Genomic DNA, 18972 nt, shown 5'->3' with positions numbered 1-18972 from the left:
GATCAGCGCTTCAGTTGCGACAGGTCGCGCACGGCGCCGCGGTCGGCCGAAGTGGCCAGCGCCGCGTAGGCGCGCAGCGCCTGGGACACCACGCGCTCGCGGTCGACCGGCTGCCAGGCCTGCTCGCCGCGCGCCTGCATGGCGGCGCGGCGCTCGGCCAGCACGGTGTCGCCGACGGCCAGGTGGATGCGGCGGTTGGGGATGTCGATCTCGATGGTGTCACCTTCTTCGACCAGGCCGATGGTGCCGCCCTCGGCCGCTTCCGGCGAGGCGTGGCCGATCACCAGGCCCGACGAGCCGCCCGAGAAACGGCCATCGGTGAACAAGGCGCAAGTCTTGCCCAGCCCCTTGGACTTCAGGTAGGACGTGGGATAGAGCATCTCCTGCATGCCGGGACCGCCCTTGGGGCCTTCGTAGCGGATGATGACCACGTCGCCGGCCTGCACGCGATCGCCCAGGATGCCTTCGACGGCGTCTTCCTGGCTTTCGAACACGCGCGCGCGGCCGGTGAAGACCCATTGCGACTCATCCACGCCCGCCGTCTTGACGATGCAGCCCTTCTCGGCCAGGTTGCCGTACAGCACCGCCAGGCCGCCGTCCTGCGAATAGGCGTGGGCCTTGTCGCGGATGCAGCCGGTCTGGCGGTCCATGTCCAGCGTCAGGAAGGTCGCGTCCTGGCTGAAGGCCACCGTGGTCGGAATGCCGCCGGGCGCGGCGCGGAAGAATTTCTGGGCGGCTTCGCCGGCGCCGCCGTTGATGTCCCACTGGTTGATCGCCTCGCCCAGCGTGCCGCTGTGCACGTTGCCGCACGACAGGTCGAGCAGGTCGGCGCGCCCCAGTTCGCCCAGGATGCCGAGGATGCCGCCGGCGCGGTGCACATCCTCGATGTGGTATTTGTCGGTGGCCGGCGCCGCCTTGCACAGGCAGGGCACGCGGCGCGAGATGCGATCGATGTCGGACATGGTGAAGTCCACGCCGGCTTCCTGGGCGGCGGCCAGCAGGTGCAGCACCGTATTGGTCGAGCCGCCCATCGCCACGTCCAGCGTCATGGCGTTCTCGAACGCGCTCTTGGTGGCGATGCTGCGCGGCAGCACCGAGGCGTCGTCCTGCTCGTAGTAGCGCCGGCACAGCTCGACCACCAGGCGGCCGGCCTGCTCGAACAGGCCCTTGCGCCAGGCGTGCGTGGCGACGATGGTGCCGTTGCCCGGCAGCGCCAGGCCGATGGCCTCGGTCAGGCAGTTCATCGAGTTGGCGGTGAACATGCCGGAACAGGAGCCGCAGGTCGGGCACGCGCTGCGCTCGACCTCTTCGGCCTCGGCGTCGGACACGTTGGGATCGGCCGCCTTGATCATGGCGTCGACCAGGTCCAGCTTGGCGATGACCTTGCCGTCGACGGGCGAGGTGATCTTGCCCGCTTCCATCGGCCCGCCCGAGACGAACACCACCGGGATGTTCAGGCGCATCGCGGCCATCAGCATGCCCGGGGTGATCTTGTCGCAGTTCGAGATGCACACCATGGCGTCGGCGCAGTGCGCGTTGACCATGTACTCGACCGAGTCGGCGATCAGCTCGCGCGAGGGCAGCGAGTACAGCATCCCGCCGTGACCCATGGCGATGCCGTCGTCGACCGCGATGGTGTTGAATTCCTTGGCCACGCCGCCGGCGGCCTCGATCTCGCGGGCCACCAGCGCGCCCAGGTCGCGCAGGTGCACGTGGCCCGGCACGAACTGGGTGAACGAGTTCACCACGGCGATGATGGGCTTGCCGAAATCGCCATCCTTCATGCCGGTGGCGCGCCATAGCGCGCGCGCGCCTGCCATGTTGCGGCCATGGGTGGAAGTACGGGAGCGATAGTGCGGCATGGTCTTTCTCGAACGGTTCGGGTTGCGCGAAACGCTAGATAATACGCCGGATCCGGGCACGACGCCCCGCCGGCGCCTCAGGCCGGCGGCTCGCGCCGCGCCGCGAAGGCGCTGGGCGGCTCGCCGACGGCGCGCCGGAACATCGCCGCGAAGGCGCTGGGGCTGTCATAGCCCAGTTCCAGGGCCACATCCAGCACCCGCACGCCCTCGGCCAGCCGCCGCATGGCCCACAGCAGGCCAGCCTGCTGGCGCCAGCGGCCGAACGTCATGCCGGTGTGGCGCACGAACAGGCGCTGCACGGTCTTGGCCGTCACCCCCAGTTCGGCGGCCCACTCGGCCAGCCCGCGCGCCGCGCCGGGCTCGCGCAGGATGCCGCGGCATACGCGCGCCACGCGCGGCTCGTCCGGTTGCGGCAAGTGCAGGGGCAGCGCCGGCTCCAGCCGGATTTCGTCCAGCAGCAGCGCCATCAGCCGGGCATCGCGCCCGCCCGGCCGCCAGTCCGGCGGCACCCGGGTGGCGGCCACGATCAGCTCGCGCAGCAGCGGCCCCACCGCCAGCACGCAGCAACGATCCGGCAAATGACCGGCCGCCCGCGGCGCCACGAAAACGGTGCGCACGCGCGGCTGGCCATGCATGCGGATGCTGTGCGCCATGCCCGCCGGCAGCCATATTCCCCGGGTGGGCGGCGCCACCCAGATACCGGCCTCTGCCTGCACCGTCATCACCCCCTCGATCGCGTACAGCAGCTGCGCGCGCCGGTGGCGATGGCGCGGCACGTGCTCGCCGTCGCGGTAGTCGACGGCCAGCGCCGTCACCGGCGCGCGGGCGTGCTCGTGCGGCGCCAATTGCGGCTTGGATTCGGCAATGTCCTTTTCAAGCGGATTCATGTCTTGTTGGCGTTAGACGGACATTCCCAGTGTACCTACCATGAGGCTTCCCTGACAGGCCGGAGACATCATGCTCGCCCACCCCGCAACCAAATACCGCCCCTTCGCCCCGTTCGCCGCCGACCATGCCGAGCGCGCCTGGCCCGCCCGCAGGCCGGCCGCCGCCCCGATCTGGATGAGCACCGACCTGCGCGATGGCAACCAGGCCCTGATAGAACCCATGGACGGCGCCCGCAAGCTGCGCCTGTTCGAACAGCTGGTGGCCGTCGGCCTGAAGGAAATCGAAGTCGCGTTCCCGTCGGCCTCGCAGACCGACTTCGACTTCGTGCGCAAGCTGATCGACGAGCGGCGCATCCCCGACGACGTCACCATCGAGGCGCTGACGCAGTCGCGCCCCGACCTGATGGCGCGCACCTTCGAGGCCCTGGCCGGTTCGCCGCGCGCCATCGTGCACCTGTACAACCCCATCGCGCCGCAGTGGCGTCGCATCGTGTTCGGCATGAGCCGCGCCGAGATCAAGGAAATCGCGCTGGCTGGCACGCGCCAGATCCGCGCGCTGGCCGACGCGAACCCGGGCACGCAATGGATCTATGAATATTCGCCGGAGACGTTCAGCCTGGCCGAGCTGGATTTCGCCAGGGAAGTCTGCGATGCCGTCAGCGCCATCTGGGGCCCCACGCCGCAGCGCAAGATGATCATCAACCTGCCGGCGACCGTGGAGTCGAGCACCGCGAACGTCTATGCCGACCAGATCGAATGGATGCATCGCAGCCTGGCGCGGCGCGACTGCATCGTGCTCAGCGTGCACCCGCACAATGACCGCGGCACCGCCGTGGCCGCGGCCGAGCTGGCGGTGCTGGCCGGGGCCGAACGGATCGAGGGGTGCCTGTTCGGCAACGGCGAGCGCACCGGCAACGTGGACCTGGTGGCGCTGGCGCTCAATCTGGAGCGCCAGGGCATTGCCAGCGGCCTGGATTTCCGCGACATGGCCGCCCTGCGGGCCTGCGTGAGCGAGTGCAACCAACTTCCCATCGACGTTTTCCACCCCTACGCCTGGCTCGACCAGGACTGACGCTAAGGAGAATCCGCAGGCGATTCCGGGGTCAATCCGCCCGTTGCGGCGCCTCGGTCCAGCGGAAGTATTCGCGCGGCGACACCCCCAGGGCGCGCCGGAACATGGCGGTGAAGGCGCCCGGGCTGCCGTAGCCCAGGTCCAGCGCCACGGCGGTGATCTGCTCGCCGCGCGACAGCCGCGCCAGCGCCTCCATCAGCAGCACCTTCTGCCGCCAGGCATTGAAGCTGGCGCCGGTCTGGGCGCGGAACAGCCTGGTCAGGTTGCGCCGGCTCAGCCCCCCGTAGGCGGCCCAGGCGTCCAGGCTGCCGGCGTTGGCCGGGTCGCGCAGCAGGGCCTGGCAGATGCGCGCCAGGCGCGCATCGCGCGGCATGGGCACATACAGCGGAGCCGCGCACACATGGCGCATCTCGTCGAGGATCAAGGCCCGGATATGGCCGGCGCGCTCGCTGCCGGCGTCCTGCGGCGGCAGCTTGACCGCCTCCAGGATGAGCGCCTGCAGCAACGGCGATACCTGGATCGTCTGGCATGCCGCCGGCAAGCCGTCGGCATGCGCCGGGTCGATGTACAGCGACCGGATCGCCACGCTTTCGAAGCCGCGTGTCTGGTGCAGCACGCCGGGCGCGATCCACAGCGCCTGGCCGGGCGCGACGACCCAGCTGCCCAGGTCGGTGATCACCGTCACGACCCCGCTCATGGCGTACAGCAGCTGGCCGCGATCGTGCCGGTGCAGGGAGCTGACCGTGCCGGCCGGGTAATCGGTGGCCAGCGCCGCCATTTCGCCGGGCGCGCTTTGCACCTGCCGCGTCAGCAGATCCAGGTACGACAACTGGCGCGGCGCGGGAAACGCGGGCGCGCGGCGGGGCGACGGGTCTTTCGCGATCGCGGGCATGGTCGGACGGCGTACAGGGCTGGACCGGAAAATGATATGACAGCCCGCCCCGGCGGCCATAGCGGGTAAACGACTATAGCGGCCCGCCGCGCGCCCCCGGTTCGGCCTGCGCGCGCCACTACTTGGCCCGACCGCGCCAGTATGGCGCCCGCCGCCGCCCTAGGATGTCGGCATCGCTCACTGCCGACAGGACGCCACGTTGACCACCGCCGCGCTGCCATATCCCCTGGACCCGCAGATCCAGCGTTTCGTCGAACGCATGCAGGCCGATTCCGCCGCCCACCCGCGCCGCGACCTGGTGCCGGTGGAGCAGGCCCACGCCATTTCCGAGGCGGTGCGCCGCCCGTGGGCCGAAGGCGGACCGCAAATGGCCCGCACCCGGGAAATCCACGTGCCCACGCCGCACGGGCCGGTACGCCTGCGGGTGTACACGCCGCGCGCGGCCCGGCCGGGTCCGGCGCTGCTGTATGTACATGGCGGCGGCTGGGTGCTGTTCAGCCTGGATACGCACGACCGCCTGATGCGGGAGTACGCCGAACGCGCCGGCCTGACCGTGATCGGCGTCGACTACACCCGCGCGCCCGAGGCGCGCTACCCGCGGGCCATCGAGGAGATCGTCGGCGTGATCGACTGGCTGGACGCCCACGGCGCCGAACTGGAGGTGGATCGCGCCCGGCTGTGCATCGGCGGCGACTCGGCCGGCGCCAACCTGTCGGTGGCCGCCTGCCTGACGCTGCGCGAGCGCGGCGCCGCGCCGCTGGCCGGCATGGTCCTGAACTACGGCGTGTACGACGCCAATCTGTTTCGCGACTCGACCGTCAAGTACGGCGGCGGCGAATACCTGCTGTCGACCCAGCAGATGGTGTGGTTCTACTGGAACTACCTGCGCGCCGGCGACGATCCGCGGGATCCGCGCATCAGCCCGGTGCACGCGGACCTGCGCGGCCTGCCGCCGGCCTTCATGGCCATCACCGAACTCGACCTGCTGCACGACACCAACCAGGACATGGCCGCGCGCCTGCGCGAAGCCGGCGTGGACGTGCAGGCGAAGGTCTATCCGGGCACGGTGCACAGTTTTCTGGAGGCGGTATCGCTGGCGCAGGTCAGCGTGGCCGCCTTCGACGATACCGCGGCCTGGTTGCGCGCGGTGCTGCGGCCGGATGCGGCGGCGGCGGCGATCCATACGGGGGAACACCAACCATGAACTACCGACACATCCGGGGCACGCTGCGCGCCCTCCTGCTGGCCAGCGCCGCCATCGCCACCCTGGCCGGCGCGCCCGCGCAAGCCCAGACCCGCGGCGGCACGCTGCGCGCCATCGTGCATCCCGAGCCGCCCATCCTGATCACCGCCATCAATTCGCAATCGCCCACCCAGTTCGTCGGCGGCAAGATCTTCCAGGGCCTGTTGACCTACGACGCGGACCTCAAGCCGCAACCCAGTCTGGCGCGCGCCTGGCGCATCTCGCCCGACGGCCTGGTCTATACCTTCGAGCTGCAGCCCGACGTGAAATGGCACGACGGCAAGCCGTTTAGCGCCGACGACGTGGTGTTTTCCATCGACAAGCTGGTGCGCGAGGTGCATCCACGCACCAAGCTGATCCTCAACGCCTATGTGGAAAGCGTGCGCGCGGTAGACCCGGCCACCGTAGAAATCCGCCTGAAGGAACCCTTCGCTCCCTTCATCTCGATGTTCGAGACCGGCACCATGCCCATGATGCCCAAGCATCTCTACGAGGGCACCGATTACCGCAACAACCCCGCCAACCAGCACCCGGTGGGCACCGGCCCGTTCAAGTTCAAGGAATGGGTGCGCGGCTCGCACATCGCGCTGGTGCGCAACGACGAATACTGGAAACCCGGCCTGCCCTACCTGGACGGCATCCGCTTCCAGGTCATTCCCGATTCGGCCTCGCGCGCGGTGGCCTTCGAGCAGGCCAACGTGGACCTGGTCTACGGCGACGACGTCGACAGCGTCGACATCAAGCGCCTGCGCGCCCTGCCCGGCGTGCAATACACCACCAAGGGCTGGGAGATGTTCGGCCCCATGGGGCTGATGGTGCTCAACCAGCGCGAGGCGCCGTTCGACAATGTGCTGGTGCGCCGGGCCGTCATGCATGCCCTGAACCGCGACTTCATCGTCAAGAACATCTTCTTCGGCATGGGGCGCGTCCCCACCGGGCCGTTCAGCTCGGCCACGCTGTTCCATGACAAGGACCTGCCGGTCTACGACTACAACATCAAGAAGGCGCGCGCGCTGATCAAGGAGTCCGGCGTGGACGTCGGGCAGCGCACCTTGCGGCTGCTGGCGTTCCCGTACGGCGCCAACTGGGAGCGCGTGGGCGAATACACGCGGCAGACGCTGGAGCAGCTCGGCTTCAAGGTGGACATCCAGGCTACCGACGCCGGCGGCTGGGCCAGCCGCATGAGCCAGTGGGACTTCGACATCTCCTTCAACCACCCCTACCAGTACGGCGACCCGGTGCTGGGCGTGCAGCGCCTGTACCTGTCGAGCAACCGCGTCAAGGGCACGCCGTTCGGCAACAACCAGGGCTACCACAACCCCAAGGCCGACGCGCTGTGGCAGCAGGCCGCGCGCAGCGTGGACCCGGCCGAACGCCAGAAGCTGTACAGCGAGCTGCAGCGCATCCTGGTGGACGACGCCGCGCTGGGCTGGCTGCTGGAAATCGACTACCCGACGCTGTACCGTGGCAATGTCCACAACCTCGTCACCAGCGCCATCGGCGTCAAAGAGAGTTTCGACACGGTCTACCTCGACGCCCGCTGATTCCGCCCATGACCTTGATTGCCATCGCCAGCCAGGCGCCCGACCTGCTGCGCCTGCCGCCCGCCCTGCGCGCCCTGGACCCGTCGATCGACGTCGTGGTCTGGCCCGACCCGCGCTGCGCCGCCGCCGAAGTGGCGGTGTGCTGGGCGCCGCCGCCCGGCGCGCTGGCGGCGATGCCGGCGCTGCGGCTGCTGCATACCGTGTCGGCCGGGGTGGACAACGTGCTGGCCGCGCCCGGCCTGCCGGACGTGCCGCTGTGCCGGGTGGTCGATGCCGAATTGAACCTCGGCATGGCGCAGTACATCCTGTGGGGCGCGCTGTACTTCTCGCGCGGCTTCGACCAGGCGCGCGCAAGCCAGGCCGCCGGCCAATGGCGCCGTCCTGACCGCTACGGCCAGCCGCCGCTGCGCGTGGGCCTGATGGGCCTGGGCGCGATCGGCATGGCGGCGCTGCCGCTGCTGCGCGCCGCCGGCCTGCCGGTGACGGGCTGGTCGCGCACCGCCAAGCGCATCGACGGCGTCGCCACCCATCATGGACCCGACGGGCTGGCGCCATTCCTGGCCGCCAGCGACATCCTGGTCAACCTGCTGCCGCTGACCGAATCCACCCGCGGCCTGCTGTGCGCGGCCACCTTCGCCGGCCTGCCGCCCGGCGCGGCGCTGATCCACTGCGGCCGCGGCGCCCACCTGGTGGAAGCCGACCTGCAGGCAGCGCTGGCCGACGGCCGCCTGCGCGGCGCCCTGGTCGACGTCTACGCGCAGGAGCCGCTGCCGCCGCAGCACCCGCTGTGGCGCTGCCCCAGCCTCGTCATCACCCCGCACATGGCCTCGGTCGCGCCGTTCGAGCGCGTGGCCGGCCAGATACTGGAAAACCTGCGCCGCCTGAACGCCGGCGAGGCGCTCATGAACCTGATCGACCCGCGACGCGGCTACTGACCCGCCGGCAAGGAGATTCTGGATGTACACCCCGCCCGCCTATGAAGAACGGGACCGCCACAAGCTGCACGCCTGGATGCGCGACTGGAGCTTCGCCACTCTGGTCACCCATGGCGACCAGGGCCTGCAAGCCACGCACCTGCCCTTCCTGCTCGACCCGCTGCGCGGGCCCCACGGCACCCTGATCAGCCACCTGGCGCGGCGCAATCCGCAGGCCGCCGACATCCAGGCCGGCGCCCAGGCGATGGTGGTATTCCAGGGTCCGCACGCCTTCATCTCGCCCAGCTGGTACCGCAACCGGCAGACCTTCCCCACCTGGAACTACGCCGCCATCCACGCCCATGGCCAGGCCGCCGCCATCGAAGACGCGCAGCGCATCCGCGCCATCCTGACCCGCACCGTACAGACCTACGACACGCCGCTGGGCGGCGAGTGGACGTTCGAGGCCATGCCGGAAGACCTGATCGTGCCGCGCCTGTCGGCCATCATCGCGCTGGAGATCCCCATCGCCCGGCTCGAAGGCAAGGTGAAACTGAACCAGGACAAATCCCCGGAAGACCGCGCCGGCGTACTGGCCGCGCTGGAGAACCGCCGCGACCCGGGCAGCCGCGGGGTGGCGCGCATGATGCGCGAGGCGCTGCTGGCCTAGCTGTGAAGATTCAATAGGTTGTATGCATGGTTCATCCGAACCGGATTTGAGAAACTGGAAATCGCCACCCCCCCAGTTCACTCAAGGAGCCCGGCCGGATGAACACCCATAAGCATGCCCGATTGACCTTCCTACGTCGACTCGAAATGGTCCAGCAATTGATCGCCCATCAAGTTTGTGTGCCTGAAGCGGCCCGCGCCTATGGGGTCACCGCGCCGACTGTGCGCAAATGGCTGGGCCGCTTCCTGGCTCAGGGCCAGGCGGGCTTGGCCGATGCGTCCTCGCGCCCGACGGTCTCGCCCCGAGCGATTGCGCCGGCCAAGGCGCTGGCTATCGTGGAGCTGCGCCGCAAGCGGCTGACCCAAGCGCGCATCGCCCAGGCGCTGGGCGTGTCAGCCAGCACCGTCAGCCGCGTCCTGGCCCGCGCCGGTCTGTCGCACCTGGCCGACCTGGAGCCGGCCGAGCCGGTGGTGCGCTACGAGCATCAGGCCCCCGGCGATCTGCTGCACATCGACATCAAGAAGCTGGGACGTATCCAGCGCCCTGGCCACCGGGTCACGGGCAACCGACGCGATACCGTTGAGGGGGCCGGCTGGGACTTCGTCTTCGTGGCCATCGATGACCACGCCCGCGTGGCCTTCACCGACATCCACCCCGACGAGCGCTTCCCCAGCGCCGTCCAGTTCCTCAAGGACGCAGTGGCCTACTACCAGCGCCTGGGCGTGACCATCCAGCGCTTGCTCACCGACAATGGCTCGGCCTTTCGCAGCCGCGCCTTCGCCGCGCTGTGCCATGAGCTGGGCATCAAGCACCGCTTTACCCGACCTTACCGCCCACAGACCAATGGCAAGGCCGAACGCTTCATCCAGTCGGCCTTGCGTGAGTGGGCTTACGCTCACACCTACCAGAACTCCCAACACCGAGCCGATGCCATGAAATCCTGGCTACACCACTACAACTGGCATCGACCCCACCAAGGCATCGGGCGCGCTGTACCCATCTCCAGACTCAACCTGGACGAATACAACCTATTGACAGTTCACAACTAGCGCAACGCAGGCCGGGCGCCAGGCTCAGTCGCGCGGCGATGCCTGGAGGCGGACCAAGCTGCCCGTTTCGAGCGCCGCCCAAACGCACCCATGCGGGTCGATGGCGATACCGTGCGGCTCCGACCCGGGAGCCGCAAGCTCATAGCCCGCCGTATCGCCCGCTTCCGAAATGCGGCCGATACGGTTGGCGCCCCACTCGGTGAACCAGAGGTTGCCGGCGGCATCGGCCGCAAGCGCATGCGGCCTGGCTGCACGGCTGTGCAACGGGAATTCGGTAATGCGCCCGCCCGCGTCGAACCGGGCAATGGCCCCATTGCCAGCCTGCGCGATCCAGAGCGCGCCCTGGGCATCGGATGCGATGCCTACCGGCGCCGCGTCGGCCGCGCCAAGCGGGAAAATCCGCGGCGCCGCCGTCGCCGATATGCTGCCTATGGCGCCCGCCTGATTCAAGGTGAACCACATCAGCCCGTCGCGCCCGGCGGCCATGCAGGACGGATATCCGCCCTTCACGGGCAGATCATATTCCTCGATATCGCCGTCGATCGTGATGCGGCCGATACGATCCCCCGCCATCTCCGCGAACCAAAGGCAGCCATCGTGGCCGGCGGCAATGCCAAAGGGACGAGAAGCCGGGCGGGGCAGCTCGAACATCCGCAAGGCGCCGTCGGGCGACAGGCGGCCGACGGCATTGGCCGACGAGAGCGTGAACCAGGGCCGGCCGTCCGGGCCGCAGGTGATCGTGGTGGGCTGGCCATCGGCGTGCGGCAATGGGAAGCGCGACACTTCTCCGTCCGGCGACAGCCGCCCTATGGCATTGCCCTTTGCCAGCGTAAACCACAGCGCGCCGTCGGGAGTCGAAGCGACGCCATAAAGCGCCTCCTCGGGCTTGCCTACGGGAAACTCCGTCATCTCGACTTGGTTCATGAAGCGGCCTCATCGAACTGCACGCGGCGTGCCTGTCCCAGCGGGGACAGGCGCCCGAGCACCAAATTTTTTCTTGTACGAACCATGAAACCGACCATCTTCCCTTATCGATCGCGGCGGCGCACACTAGGGCGGCCTCTTTCGACCATGCGCCATGACCGCCTCCACGCCCACCGCAATCCTGATCCGTGACAGCCGCGACGCCGACCTGCCGGCCATCGCCGCGATCTACGCCCACCATGTCCTGCACGGCACCGCGTCGTTCGAGCTGGAGCCGCCCGGTCTGGAAGCCTTGCGCGAACGCCGCGCGGCGGTGCTGGCGCATGGCCTGCCCTACCTGGCGGCCGAATGCGGCGGCGAGATCGTCGGCTACGCCTACGCCACGCCATACCGGCCGCGCCCGGCCTACCGCCATACGGTGGAAGACTCGGTTTATGTCCGCGCCGGACACGCCGGCCAGGGCATCGGCGGCAAGCTGCTGGCGGCGCTGATCGACCGCTGCGCCGCCGGCGGCTGGCGCCAGATGCTGGCGGTGGTGGGCGACAGCGCCAACACCGCCTCGGTGGCCCTGCATGCGCGCCATGGCTTCGATACGATCGGCACCTTCCGCTCGGTGGGCTACAAGCACGGCCAATGGCGCGACACCGTCCTGATGCAGCGGGCGCTGGGCGAGGGCGACGCCACCCCGCCCAGCCGCCCGTGACCCCTGCCCGCGCGATCACCAGGGGCGGCGCGCCGTCCTCAATCCGCGTGCGCCGCGCCGGCCACCCAGCGCTCCCAACCGTTCTTGCGCAAGGCGCAGGCCGGGCAATGGCCACAGCCGTAGCCCCAGTCGTGGCGCTGGCCGCGCTCGCCCAGGTAGCAGGTATGGCTGTGCTCGATCACCATGTCGACCAGCGCCTGCCCGCCCAGCCGGTCGGCCAGCTCCCAGGTCTGGGCCTTGTCCAGCCACATCAGCGGCGTCTCGATGGTGACCCGCGTACCCAGCCCCAGGCCCAGCGTTACCTGCTGCGACTTGATGGTGTCGTCGCGGCAGTCCGGGTACCCGGAAAAATCGGTTTCGCACATGCCGCCCACCAGCACGTCGAGCTGGCGGCGATAACCGAGCGCCGCGGCCAGCGTCAGGAACAGCAGGTTGCGGCCAGGCACGAAGGTATTGGGCAGGCCGTTGGCCTGCATCTCGATCTCGCGGTCGCTGGTCATGGCGGTGTCGCCCACCTGCGCCAGGATGCCCAGGTCGAGCAGATGATCGTCGCCCAGGCGCTGGGCCCAGTCGGGAAAGTTGGCGCGCAGTTCGCGCAGCACGACCTGGCGGGCATCCAGCTCGACGCGATGCCGCTGGCCGTAGTCGAAACCCAGCGTCTCGACGTGGGCATAGCGCTCCAGCGCCCAGGCCAGGCAAGTGGTGGAATCCTGTCCGCCCGAGAACAGCACCAGGGCGCGTCGTTGATGGTTTTGCATAAGACACCGGAACAAATAAAGCGCGGCGCGGCCGCCACGGCCTGACTGTACCGCAGCCCGCGCTTGTAAGGATGGCTGCGTACAATGCCCCGGTCTCGAATTGCCAGTTCCGCCTTACCCACATCCTTCCCATTCCCCAGCGCCACGGCGCCCCGACGGATCCCTTTCAGATGAACGCAATCCGCCAGCAGTCCGACTCAGCAGAACCCCTACGTCACGATATCCGGCTGTTGGGCCGGTGCCTGGGCGAAGTCATCCAGGCTTGCGAGGGCAAGCGGGTGTACGACACGATCGAAACCCTGCGCCGCACCGCCGTCCGGTTTCGTCGTGCCGGCGACCCGGCCGACGACAAGCTGCTGCAGGCCCGCGTCAAGCAATTGCGAGGCAACGACCCCAACTCGGTGGCGCGCGCGTTCAGCTACTTCCTGCACCTGTCCAACATCGCCGAGGACCGCGACCAGAACCGGCGCCAGCGCGAGCGCGCCCTGGCCGGCGCCGGTCCGGAGCGCGGCAGCCTGCGCCAGGCCATCGAATCGCTCAAGGCGCAGGGCGTGAACAATGCCCGGATCCGCCGCCTGCTGAGCGAGGCCTGCGTGATGCCGGTGCTGACCGCCCACCCCACCGAAGTGCAGCGCAAGAGCACGCTGGACGTGCATCGCGAAATCTCTTCCCTGCTGGTGCAGCGCGAGCGCGAACTGACCGCCGACGAACTGTCCGAACTGGACCTGGCCCTGATCGGCCAGGTCGCCACGCTGTGGCAGACGCGCATGCTGCGCTACACGCGGCTGACCGTGGCCGACGAGATCGAGAACGCGCTGTCCTATTACCGCAGCACCTTCCTCAATGTCATCCCGCGCGTCTACGGCGACCTGGCCCGGCTGAGCCCGTCAAGCCGTTCACGCCGCCGCCCCCACCGCTCGAACCGTTCCTGCGCATGGGCAGCTGGATCGGCGGCGATCGCGACGGCAATCCCAATGTCGACGCCGCCACGCTGGAACGCGCGCTGCTGCGGCAGGCCACGGTGCTGTTCGAGCACTATCTGCAGGAAGTCCACGCGCTGGGCGCCGAACTGTCGGCCAGCACACTGCTGATCGAGGCCGACCCGGCGCTGCTGGCGCTGGCCGACGCGGGCGGCGACGACTCGCCCCACCGGCGCGACGAACCCTACCGGCGCGCGCTGATCGGCATCTACGCCAGGCTGGCGGCCACCGCCCGCCACCTGACCGGCCAGAAGCTGGCGCGCCGCGCCACCGTGCCCGCCGCGCCCTACGACACGCCCGACGCGCTGGCGGCCGACCTGGCGGTCATCGCCGCGTCGCTATCGGCGCGCCACGGCGCGCCCATCGCCCGCCTGCGCCTGAGCGGCCTGCAGCAGGCAGTGACCGTATTCGGCTTTCACCTGGCTACCGTGGACCTGCGCCAAAGCTCGGATGTGCACGAACGCGTGCTGGCCGAGCTGTTCGCGCGCGCCGGCGACGGCATCGACGGCCAGGCGGTGGACTACCTGGCGCTGGACGAGGCGGCCCGCGTGGCCGGCCGCGAGCTGGCGCATGCGCGGCCGCTGGCCTCGCCGTGGATCGCCTACAGCGAAGAGACCGCGAGCGAACTGGCGGTGCTGCGCGCCGCCGCCGCCGGGCGCGCCCGCTATGGCAGACAGGCCGTGCTGCAGAGCATTGTGTCGCACACCGAAACCCTCAGCGACCTGCTGGAAGTACTGGTCCTGCAGAAAGAGGCCGGGCTGATCGCGCCGCCTGGCGAAACCATCGCGCCCGGCGACGGCCTGATGGTGGTGCCGCTGTTCGAAACCATTCCCGACCTGCAGCGCGGCCCCGAGATCATGGCGGCCTGGCTGGACCTGCCCGAAGTCCGCCAGCGCGTACGGCTGGCGCAGGGCGATACCCAGGAAGTCATGCTGGGCTACTCCGACAGCAACAAGGACGGCGGCTTCCTGACCTCGAACTGGTCCCTCTACCAGGCCGAACGCGCGCTGGTCGACGTATTCAGCGCCCGCTCGGTGCGCCTGCGCATGTTCCACGGACGCGGCGGCTCGGTCGGCCGCGGCGGCGGCTCCAGCTACGACGCCATCCTGGCGCAGCCGCCGGGCACCGTGGCCGGGCAGCTGCGCCTGACCGAACAGGGCGAGGTCATCCAGAGCAAGTACAAGGATGCCGAAGTCGGCCGTTGGCACCTGGAGCTGCTGGTGGCCGCCACGCTGGAGTCCTCGCTCGCGCCGCAGGCCGCCGCCACCTCGGCCGAAGACGCCCACATGCAGCAGCACGCGCCGGCCATGTCGTTCATGTCGGAACTGGCGCAACGCACCTATCGCGGCCTGGTCTACGACACGCCGGGCTTTGCCGATTATTTCTTCGCCGCCACGCCCATCAGCGAAATCGCCGGGCTGAACATCGGCTCGCGCCCGGCCTCGCGCAAGAAGGGCCAGCACATCGAAGACCTGCGCGCCATTCCGTGGGGATTCTCGTGGGCGCAATGCCGCCTCATGCTTACCGGGTGGTACGGCATGGGCTCGGCCATCGAAGCCTATCTGGAAACCGGCGCCCAAGGCGCGCCGCGCTCGCGCCGCGCCCGGCTGGCGCAGCTGCGCGAGATGGCCAGCGACTGGCCGGCTTTCCGCACCCTGCTGTCGAACATGGAGATGGTGCTGGCCAAGTCCGATCTCGCCATCGCCGCCGGCTATGCCCAACTGGTGCCGCGGCGCGGCCTGCGCGAGCGGGTGTTCGGCGCCATCACGGCCGAGCACGGCCGCACGCTGGCCATGCTGCGCCTGCTGACCCGGCGCGACCTGCTGGCCGACAACCCCGGCCTGATGGCCTCGCTGCGCGAACGCTTCGCCTATATCGACCCGCTGAACTACCTGCAGATCGAGCTGATCAAGCGGCACCGCGCCGCGCAGCGGCGCGCCGGCGATGACGCCGACATCCGCGTGCCGCGCGCCATCCACCTGACCATCAACGGCATTGCCGCCGGCCTGCGCAACTCGGGTTGAGCCGTGCGCTCAGCGTAGGAAACAACGCTTCATAGCAGCATATTTCTCCAGAAAAACTCTGAGATGCTGCCCTGAAGCGTTGAAGCTACTGCGATTTTTTATAGGGAATTTTCCTAAACCATCTCAATCGCCCTCGGCGCGCTACGGCACCGTGCATTACGTATCCGCCGACGCCCGGACGATAGCTTCCTACAAGCCCGGAAGCCTCCCAACATTTTGAGGCGCTGCGTCCCAGGATGATTTGTTTTTGATCATCCCCGTTTCGCACCATGCCTGCTCAACGCACTCCTCGCACCGCGGTTTGTGAGGCCACCGTCCGTTCATCGCCACGTTGGATCCATTGCACCGGATTCGTGCTGTGCGCGCTGCTGGCGGCATGCGGAGGCGGTGGCGGCGGAGGTGGCGGCGGAGGCGGTGGCGGCAGCCCGGGCGGCCGTGCGCCATCGGCGCCGCAACCCGCCCCTTCGCCACGCCCCGAACCTGCACCCGAGCCGGCACCCAATCCTGCGCCCAGGCCTGCTCCGCAACCGCCGGCGCCCGCGCCTGGAGCGCCCCGTCCTCCCGCGCCGCCACCGGAGGCTCCCCCGCCCGTGATGCCGCCGCCGGCCGTGCCGCCTCAGCTGCCCGAAGTGCCGGCCGCAGACCTGCCCCGCGTGCGCGCGCCGCTGTCGACATACCGGCGGCCGCAACGCACCGACTTCGTCACGCCCACCGGCGGGCCGTTCTTCGCCAAGCAGGACAAAGCCCTCAACACCATCGACCTGAAGATGGCGCACGACCTGAAGCTGCGGGGCTACCGCGTCAAAGTCGCGGTCGTCGACGAAGGCGTGCGCAGCGACCATCCGCTCCTGAACGTCGAGAAGAAATACGGTGGCGATTACATGGCCGACGGCACCCGCACCTACCCCGACCCCAAGCGCCAGGGCAGGCACGGAACCTCGGTCGCCCTGGTACTGGCCGGACAGGACACCGACACGTATCGCGGCGGCGTTGCGCCCAATGCCGACCTCTATTCGGCCAACATCGGCACGCGGGCCGGCCACGTCTCCGACGAAGCCGCATTCCACGCCTGGAACGACCTGCTCGGGCACGGCATCAAGATCTTCAACAACAGTTTCGCCACCGAAGGTCCGGAAGGCGAGCAGCGCGTCAAGGAGGACCGCAACGAATACCATAGCGCCGCCAACAAGCAGAACACCTACATCGGACGGCTCGATCGCCTGGTGCGCGACGGCGCGCTCCTCATTTTCGCCGCCGGCAACGGCAGGCCATCGGGTCGCGCCTACAGTGAGGTCGGCTCGGTCGGACGCACCCCTCGCGTCGAGCCGCACCTGCAACGCGGCCTGATCGTGGTCACCGCGGTGGACGAAAACGGCAGGCTCGAAACATGGGCCAACCGCTGCGGGCAAGCGCAGCAATGGTGCCTGGCCGCGCCCAGCACCGCCTACCTGCCCGGCCTCGACAAGGACAACCCCGACAGCATCCACGTCGAACAGGGCACGTCGCTATCCGCGCCGCTGGTCACCGGCGCCGCCGTACTGGTGCAGGATCGCTTTCGCTGGATGGACAACGACAACCTGCGCACCACCTTGCTGACCACGGCGCAGGACAAGGGCCCGTACGGCGTCGACCCGCAGTACGGCTGGGGCGTGCTCGACGTGGGCCGCGCCGTGCAGGGCCCGGCGCAGTTCGCCTTCGGCGACTTCGTCGCCCGGGTTACGGATACCTCCACGTTCGGCAACGACATCTCCGGCGCCGGCGGGCTGGTCGTCGACGGCCCCGGCGCGCTGGTCCTGGCCGGCTCCAATACCTATGCCGGCCGCACCACCATCAAGCGCGGCACCCTCGACGTCTTTGGCAGCGTCACGTCCGCCGTCACCGTCGAGCCTGGCGGCACGCTGACCGGCATCGGCACCGTCGGCACGGTGACCAACCAGGGCACGGTGGTCAACAAGGAGGCCGGCCTGCACGTCAAGGGAGATTACTCACAGACCGCGCAGGGCCTGCTGGTCACCGACATCGGCTCGCTGCTCGACGTATCCGGCAGGGCCAGCCTGGCCGGCCGGCTGCATGTGGACGACATCCGCCCCGGCTACGTCGGCGGCGACGGGAAAAGCGTCCCGGTCATCAAGGCCGGCGCGGTGTCCGGCGTCTTCGCCACGCTGACGCGCAGTCCGGGCCTGCTGCTCAACGCCCGGCTGGACTACCGGCCCCAGGCCGTCTACCTGACCATGCGGCGCGCCGAGCGCGTCCATGCCGCGGCGCAGCGGGGCGCGGACGACGGGCGTCGCGCGTCGGTGCTGGCCGTGGCCGAGCGGCTCGACGCCGCGATGCGCGAACTCGATGCCCTGCCCGAGTCGCAGCGCGACGCCGCGGCGCCGGCGGCCGCCATCGGACGCATCCAGCGCGTGCAAAGCCGCAAGGTGCTGCAGGACAACCTGTATTCGCTGGCCGGCGCCACCTACGCCAACGCCGCCGCGGTCAACACGCTGGAGCAGAACCGCTGGATGGACCGCCTCGAGAACCACCTGGCCCAGGCCGGCGGCGAGCGCGTGGCGGCCATCGCCGAGTATCGCCACGGCCAGTTGCGCTGGCGCCCCGATGGCCTGCAAGGCCGCCAGCGCGGCAACGGCATCATGCTGGGCCTGGCGCGCGAAGTCTCGGCCGGCCTGAGCCTGGCCGCGGCGCTGACCCACAGCCGCACGCACTGGGACGAGTCGTCCGGCGCGCCGGCCCGCGACAACGCCGCCATGACCACGCCGGGCGTACTGCTGGGCGCGCGCCGCGCCTGGGAGGACGGCTGGTTCGTGCAGGGCGCACTGGGCTATAGCCGCTACCGCAACCAGGCCACGCGCCACATCTCGCTCGGCGATGCCGGCCACACCGTCGGCGCCACCGCCCGGGGCCACGTCTGGCAGGCCGACGCCGGCCTGGGACGCCAGTGGACGCTCGCCCCCGGACACACGCTGGCGCCTCGGGCGGGCCTGCAACTCACGCATCTGCGCCAGCAAGGTTTCAGCGAGAGCGGCGCGCAAGGACTGGGGCTGCGCGCCCACGCCTTGACGCGCACCGTGCCCACGCTGTGGGCGCAACTGCAAAGCCGCCATGCCTTCATGCTGGGAGCCACGCCCATGACGGCGCAGCTGCAACTGGGCGTCTGGCATGACCTGCGCGCGCGGCGCTACGCCGCCTCCGGCGGTTTCGCCGGCCTGGCGCAGGACCAGGGCGCCAGCGGCTACTGGCCCGTGCCGCGCACACGCGTACAGGGCGCGCTCGGCCTGCGCGCCGAGTTCGCGCCAGGCCTCGCGCTGGGGCTGGGCTACACGGGCCAGCTTGCCACGCACTGGGTCGATCACCAGCTCAGCGCCAGCCTCACTTACCGCTACTGACCCTGCGCCCGCCTCGGCACAGGGGCTGACACCCGCCAACTCTCCGAAGGGCCTGTCCCCG

13 protein-coding genes and 1 pseudogene are annotated in these 18972 nt (G+C 69.6%); 9 read left to right on the top strand and 5 right to left on the bottom strand.

Translation table 11 applies throughout. The features are described from left to right. Window positions 1-2 precede the first annotated feature (2 nt). The gene (ilvD, locus tag BN118_RS02100; RefSeq protein ID WP_003819105.1) at window positions 3-1862 is read right to left on the bottom strand and encodes a dihydroxy-acid dehydratase; all 1860 of its coding nucleotides are present in this window, start codon (window positions 1860-1862) and stop codon (window positions 3-5) included. A 77-nt stretch (window positions 1863-1939) separates the two neighbouring features. Continuing rightward, window positions 1940-2749 carry an AraC family transcriptional regulator gene (locus tag BN118_RS02095; protein WP_003819104.1) on the bottom strand — a complete coding sequence of 270 codons (810 nt, stop codon included), beginning with the start codon at window positions 2747-2749 and terminating at the stop codon, window positions 1940-1942. 70 nt (window positions 2750-2819) lie between these two features. Between BN118_RS02095 and BN118_RS02090 the strand changes: the two genes are divergently transcribed. After that, window positions 2820-3821 carry a 2-isopropylmalate synthase gene (locus BN118_RS02090; protein ID WP_010929724.1) on the top strand — a complete coding sequence of 334 codons (1002 nt, stop codon included), beginning with the start codon at window positions 2820-2822 and terminating at the stop codon, window positions 3819-3821. Window positions 3822-3852: 31 nt separating this feature from the next. On the opposite strand, the gene BN118_RS02085 is transcribed toward BN118_RS02090, so the two are convergent. Further along, entirely contained in the window at window positions 3853-4713 is an 861-nt protein-coding gene (locus BN118_RS02085; RefSeq protein ID WP_003807710.1) for an AraC family transcriptional regulator, read from the bottom strand. Window positions 4714-4912: 199 nt separating this feature from the next. On the opposite strand from BN118_RS02085, the gene BN118_RS02080 reads away from it, so the two are divergent. From BN118_RS02080 to BN118_RS02060, 5 genes are all read left to right on the top strand, one after another. Beyond that, window positions 4913-5917, top strand: a complete 1005-nt coding sequence (locus BN118_RS02080) for an alpha/beta hydrolase fold domain-containing protein (RefSeq protein ID WP_010929723.1) — start codon at window positions 4913-4915, stop codon at window positions 5915-5917. Then, on the top strand, window positions 5914-7500 hold the full coding sequence (locus BN118_RS02075) for an ABC transporter substrate-binding protein (protein ID WP_003819100.1): 1587 nt from the start codon (window positions 5914-5916) through the stop codon (window positions 7498-7500). The genes BN118_RS02080 and BN118_RS02075 overlap by 4 nt, the downstream gene beginning before the upstream one ends. Window positions 7501-7508: 8 nt before the next feature. Next, window positions 7509-8435: a 2-hydroxyacid dehydrogenase gene (locus BN118_RS02070; protein ID WP_014905464.1), complete on the top strand. Its 927-nt coding sequence runs from the start codon at window positions 7509-7511 to the stop codon at window positions 8433-8435. A gap of 22 nt (window positions 8436-8457) precedes the next feature. After that, a complete protein-coding gene (locus tag BN118_RS02065; protein WP_003807705.1) occupies window positions 8458-9084 on the top strand; it encodes an FMN-binding negative transcriptional regulator in 627 nt (208 codons plus the stop codon). Window positions 9085-9182: 98 nt separating this feature from the next. After that, on the top strand, window positions 9183-10133 hold the full coding sequence (locus BN118_RS02060) for an IS481-like element IS481 family transposase (protein ID WP_005012808.1): 951 nt from the start codon (window positions 9183-9185) through the stop codon (window positions 10131-10133). A gap of 24 nt (window positions 10134-10157) precedes the next feature. Here the strand turns inward: BN118_RS02060 and BN118_RS02055 are convergent, their stop codons facing one another. Continuing rightward, window positions 10158-11057, bottom strand: coding sequence for a virginiamycin B lyase (locus tag BN118_RS02055; RefSeq protein WP_010929687.1), 900 nt, complete (start codon window positions 11055-11057; stop codon window positions 10158-10160). Between the two features lie 154 nt (window positions 11058-11211). Between BN118_RS02055 and BN118_RS02050 the strand changes: the two genes are divergently transcribed. After that, window positions 11212-11760 (top strand): GNAT family N-acetyltransferase, encoded by a 549-nt coding sequence (locus BN118_RS02050; RefSeq protein WP_010929688.1) that lies wholly within the window; start codon window positions 11212-11214, stop codon window positions 11758-11760. A gap of 38 nt (window positions 11761-11798) precedes the next feature. Here BN118_RS02050 and queC read toward each other — a convergent pair whose 3' ends face one another. Next, complete coding sequence (queC, locus tag BN118_RS02045) at window positions 11799-12518, bottom strand: 7-cyano-7-deazaguanine synthase QueC (protein WP_010929689.1); 720 nt, start codon at window positions 12516-12518, stop codon at window positions 11799-11801. A 71-nt stretch (window positions 12519-12589) separates the two neighbouring features. Between queC and ppc the strand changes: the two are divergent. Both ppc and sphB1 read left to right on the top strand, forming a co-directional pair. Continuing rightward, window positions 12590-15522: pseudogene (gene ppc, locus BN118_RS02040) on the top strand (phosphoenolpyruvate carboxylase). A gap of 593 nt (window positions 15523-16115) precedes the next feature. Continuing rightward, window positions 16116-18911, top strand: a complete 2796-nt coding sequence (sphB1, locus tag BN118_RS02035) for a serine protease autotransporter SphB1 (protein ID WP_041166123.1) — start codon at window positions 16116-16118, stop codon at window positions 18909-18911. Window positions 18912-18972: the final 61 nt, after the last annotated feature.

Origin of the sequence: Bordetella pertussis 18323 (assembly GCF_000306945.1) — a bacterium.
Taxonomy (GTDB): Bacteria; Pseudomonadota; Gammaproteobacteria; order Burkholderiales; family Burkholderiaceae_B; genus Bordetella; species Bordetella pertussis.
The sequence above is the reverse complement of the archived record's forward strand: the minus strand, read 5'-3'. Positions and strand labels throughout refer to the sequence as shown.